At 53.5% G+C, this 3,176-nt stretch carries 3 protein-coding genes; all 3 read left to right on the top strand.

Going from position 1 to position 3,176, the window contains the following annotated elements:
• Positions 1-38: 38 nt before the first annotated feature.
• From nuoD to nuoF, 3 genes are read left to right on the top strand one after another with little or no spacing between them, the layout of a single operon-like run.
• Positions 39-1,295, top strand: coding sequence for an NADH dehydrogenase (quinone) subunit D (gene nuoD / locus ACTHUT_RS16515; protein ID WP_003686526.1), 1,257 nt, complete (start codon positions 39-41; stop codon positions 1,293-1,295).
• The gene (gene nuoE / locus ACTHUT_RS16510; RefSeq protein ID WP_003686707.1) at positions 1,295-1,768 is read left to right on the top strand and encodes an NADH-quinone oxidoreductase subunit NuoE; all 474 of its coding nucleotides are present in this window, start codon (positions 1,295-1,297) and stop codon (positions 1,766-1,768) included. Before nuoD ends, nuoE begins: the two co-directional genes overlap by 1 nt.
• A 57-nt stretch (positions 1,769-1,825) precedes the next feature.
• Positions 1,826-3,121 carry an NADH-quinone oxidoreductase subunit NuoF gene (gene nuoF, locus ACTHUT_RS16505; RefSeq protein WP_003686543.1) on the top strand — a complete coding sequence of 432 codons (1,296 nt, stop codon included), beginning with the start codon at positions 1,826-1,828 and terminating at the stop codon, positions 3,119-3,121.
• The last annotated feature ends 55 nt before the right edge of the window (positions 3,122-3,176 follow it).

Here is a 3,176-nt window from a genome sequence, read left to right as displayed (position 1 = left end):
CGAGATCACGCCGCGTATCGTCCGTGAGGAGAACTACGGTGGCCAATAAATTAAGAAACTACACCATCAACTTCGGCCCGCAACACCCTGCGGCGCACGGCGTATTGCGTATGATTTTGGAGTTGGACGGCGAACAAATCGTCCGTGCCGACCCGCATATCGGCCTCCTGCACCGAGGCACCGAAAAACTGGCGGAAACCAAAACCTACCTGCAAGCCCTGCCTTATATGGACAGACTGGACTACGTTTCCATGATGGTCAACGAGCAGGCGTATTGTTTGGCAGTAGAAAAACTTGCCGGTATTGATGTACCTATCCGCGCCCAATACATCCGCGTCATGTTCGCCGAAGTAACGCGCATCCTCAACCACTTGATGGGCATTGGTTCGCACGCATTCGACATCGGCGCGATGACCGCCATTCTCTACGCCTTCCGCGACCGCGAAGAGCTGATGGACTTGTATGAAGCTGTGTCCGGCGCGCGTATGCACGCAGCCTATTTCCGTCCCGGCGGCGTTTACCGCGACCTGCCCGACTTCATGCCTAAATACGAGAGCAGCAAATTCCGCAACGCCAAAGTATTGAAGCAGCTCAACGAATCCCGCGAAGGCACCATGCTCGACTTTATCGACGCCTTCTGCGAACGTTTCCCGAAAAACATCGATACACTCGAAACCCTCCTGACCGACAATCGTATTTGGAAACAGCGTACCGTCGGCATCGGCGTTGTCACTCCTGAGCGCGCCATGCAAAAAGGCTTTACCGGCGTGATGCTGCGCGGTTCGGGCGTGGAATGGGACGTGCGTAAGACACAGCCTTACGAAGTGTACGACAAAATGGATTTTGACATCCCCGTTGGCGTCAACGGCGACTGCTACGACCGTTACCTCTGCCGTATGGAAGAAATGCGTCAATCCGTACGCATCATCAAACAATGCTCCGAGTGGTTGCGTGTCAATCCCGGTCCGGTCATTACCACCAACCACAAATTTGCTCCGCCCAAACGTACCGAAATGAAAACAGGTATGGAAGACCTGATTCACCATTTCAAACTCTTTACCGAGGGTATGCACGTTCCTGAGGGCGAGACCTATACCGCTGTCGAACATCCGAAAGGCGAGTTCGGCGTTTACATCATTTCAGACGGCGCAAACAAACCCTACCGCCTGAAAATCCGTGCACCCGGCTTCGCCCACCTGCAAGGCATGGACGAAATGGCAAAAGGCCACATGCTTGCCGACGTCGTTGCCATCATCGGTACGCAGGACATCGTATTCGGGGAGGTTGACCGATAATGTTATCCGCAGAATCCTTAAAACAAATCGACATCGAGTTGGCGAAATATCCCGCCGACCAACGCCGTTCCGCCATCATGGGCGCGTTGCGTATCGCCCAAACCGAAAAAGGCTGGCTCGCCCCCGAAACCATCGCCTTTGTTGCCGACTACATCGGCATCACGCCGGCGCAGGCATACGAAGTCGCCACTTTCTACAATATGTACGACCTCGAGCCGGTCGGCAAATACAAACTGACCGTCTGCACCAACCTTCCCTGCGCCCTGCGCGGCGGCATGGATACCGGCGAATACCTGAAGAAAAAACTCGGTATCGGCTACGGCGAAACCACGCCCGACGGCAAATTCACCCTTGTTGAAGGCGAATGCATGGGCGCATGCGGCGACGCCCCGGTTATGCTGGTCAACAACCACAGCATGTGCAGCTTTATGACCGAAGAAGCAATTGACAAGAAACTTGCCGAACTGAAATAAAAGGCCGTCTGAAAACAACGGCTGCAACCGATACGAAAACAAACAGGCACACCAAAAATGGCTATTTACCAATCAGGCGTGATTTTTGACCAAGTGGATACCGCCAATCCCGATTGCTGGACATTGGACGAATACGTCAAACGTGGCGGCTATACCGCCCTGCGTAAAATCCTGTCCGAAAACATCTCGCAAACCGACGTGATTGACGAAGTCAAAACCTCCGGCTTGCGCGGTCGTGGCGGTGCGGGCTTCCCGACTGGTTTGAAATGGAGCTTTATGCCCCGCTCCTTCCCGGGCGAAAAATATGTGGTTTGCAATACCGACGAAGGCGAGCCGGGTACATTTAAAGACCGCGACATCATCATGTTCAATCCTCATGCCCTGATTGAAGGCATGATTATTGCCGGTTACGCAATGGGTGCGAAAGCTGGCTACAACTATATCCACGGCGAAATTTTCGAAGGCTACCAACGCTTTGAGGCCGCTTTGGAGCAAGCGCGCGCCGCAGGCTTTTTGGGTAAAAATATTTTGGGTTCGGATTTTGAATTCGAACTTTTCGCCCACCACGGCTACGGTGCATACATCTGCGGCGAAGAAACCGCATTGCTCGAATCGCTGGAAGGCAAAAAAGGCCAGCCGCGCTTTAAACCGCCATTCCCTGCTTCATTCGGCCTGTATGGCAAACCGACCACCATCAACAATACCGAAACGTTCTCCTCCGTCCCATTCATTATCCGTGACGGCGGACAGGCATTTGCCGATAAAGGTATTCCGAATGCAGGCGGTACCAAATTGTTCTGTATTTCCGGCCACGTCGAGCGCCCGGGCAACTATGAAGTGCCATTGGGTACGCCGTTTGCCGAAGTCCTGAAAATGGCGGGCGGTATGCGCGGCGGTAAAAAACTTAAAGCCGTTATTCCCGGCGGTTCGTCTGCGCCAGTTTTGCCTGCCGATATCATGATGCAGACCAACATGGACTACGACTCGATTTCCAAGGCAGGTTCGATGCTCGGTTCCGGCGCGATTATCGTGATGGACGAAGACGTGTGCATGGTGAAAGCCCTTGAGCGTCTGAGCTACTTCTACTACGACGAGTCTTGCGGCCAATGTACGCCTTGCCGAGAAGGCACGGGCTGGCTTTACCGCATCGTCCACCGCATCGTAGAAGGCAAAGGCCGCATGGAAGACTTGGATTTGCTGGATTCCGTCGGTAACCAAATGGCAGGCCGCACCATCTGCGCTCTTGCCGATGCCGCCGTCTTCCCTGTCCGCAGCTTTACTAAGCATTTCCGTGATGAGTTTGTGCATTACATCGAACACGGCGGACCGATGAAACCGAATAAGTGGTGCTAAGTTTTCAGACGGCCTCTAAAAGAATTATTTATTAAATACCCGTAACTAGGAACGA

The organism is Neisseria sp. P0022.S010 (assembly GCF_051956635.1).
The sequence above is the reverse complement of the archived record's forward strand: the minus strand, read 5'-3'. Positions and strand labels throughout refer to the sequence as shown.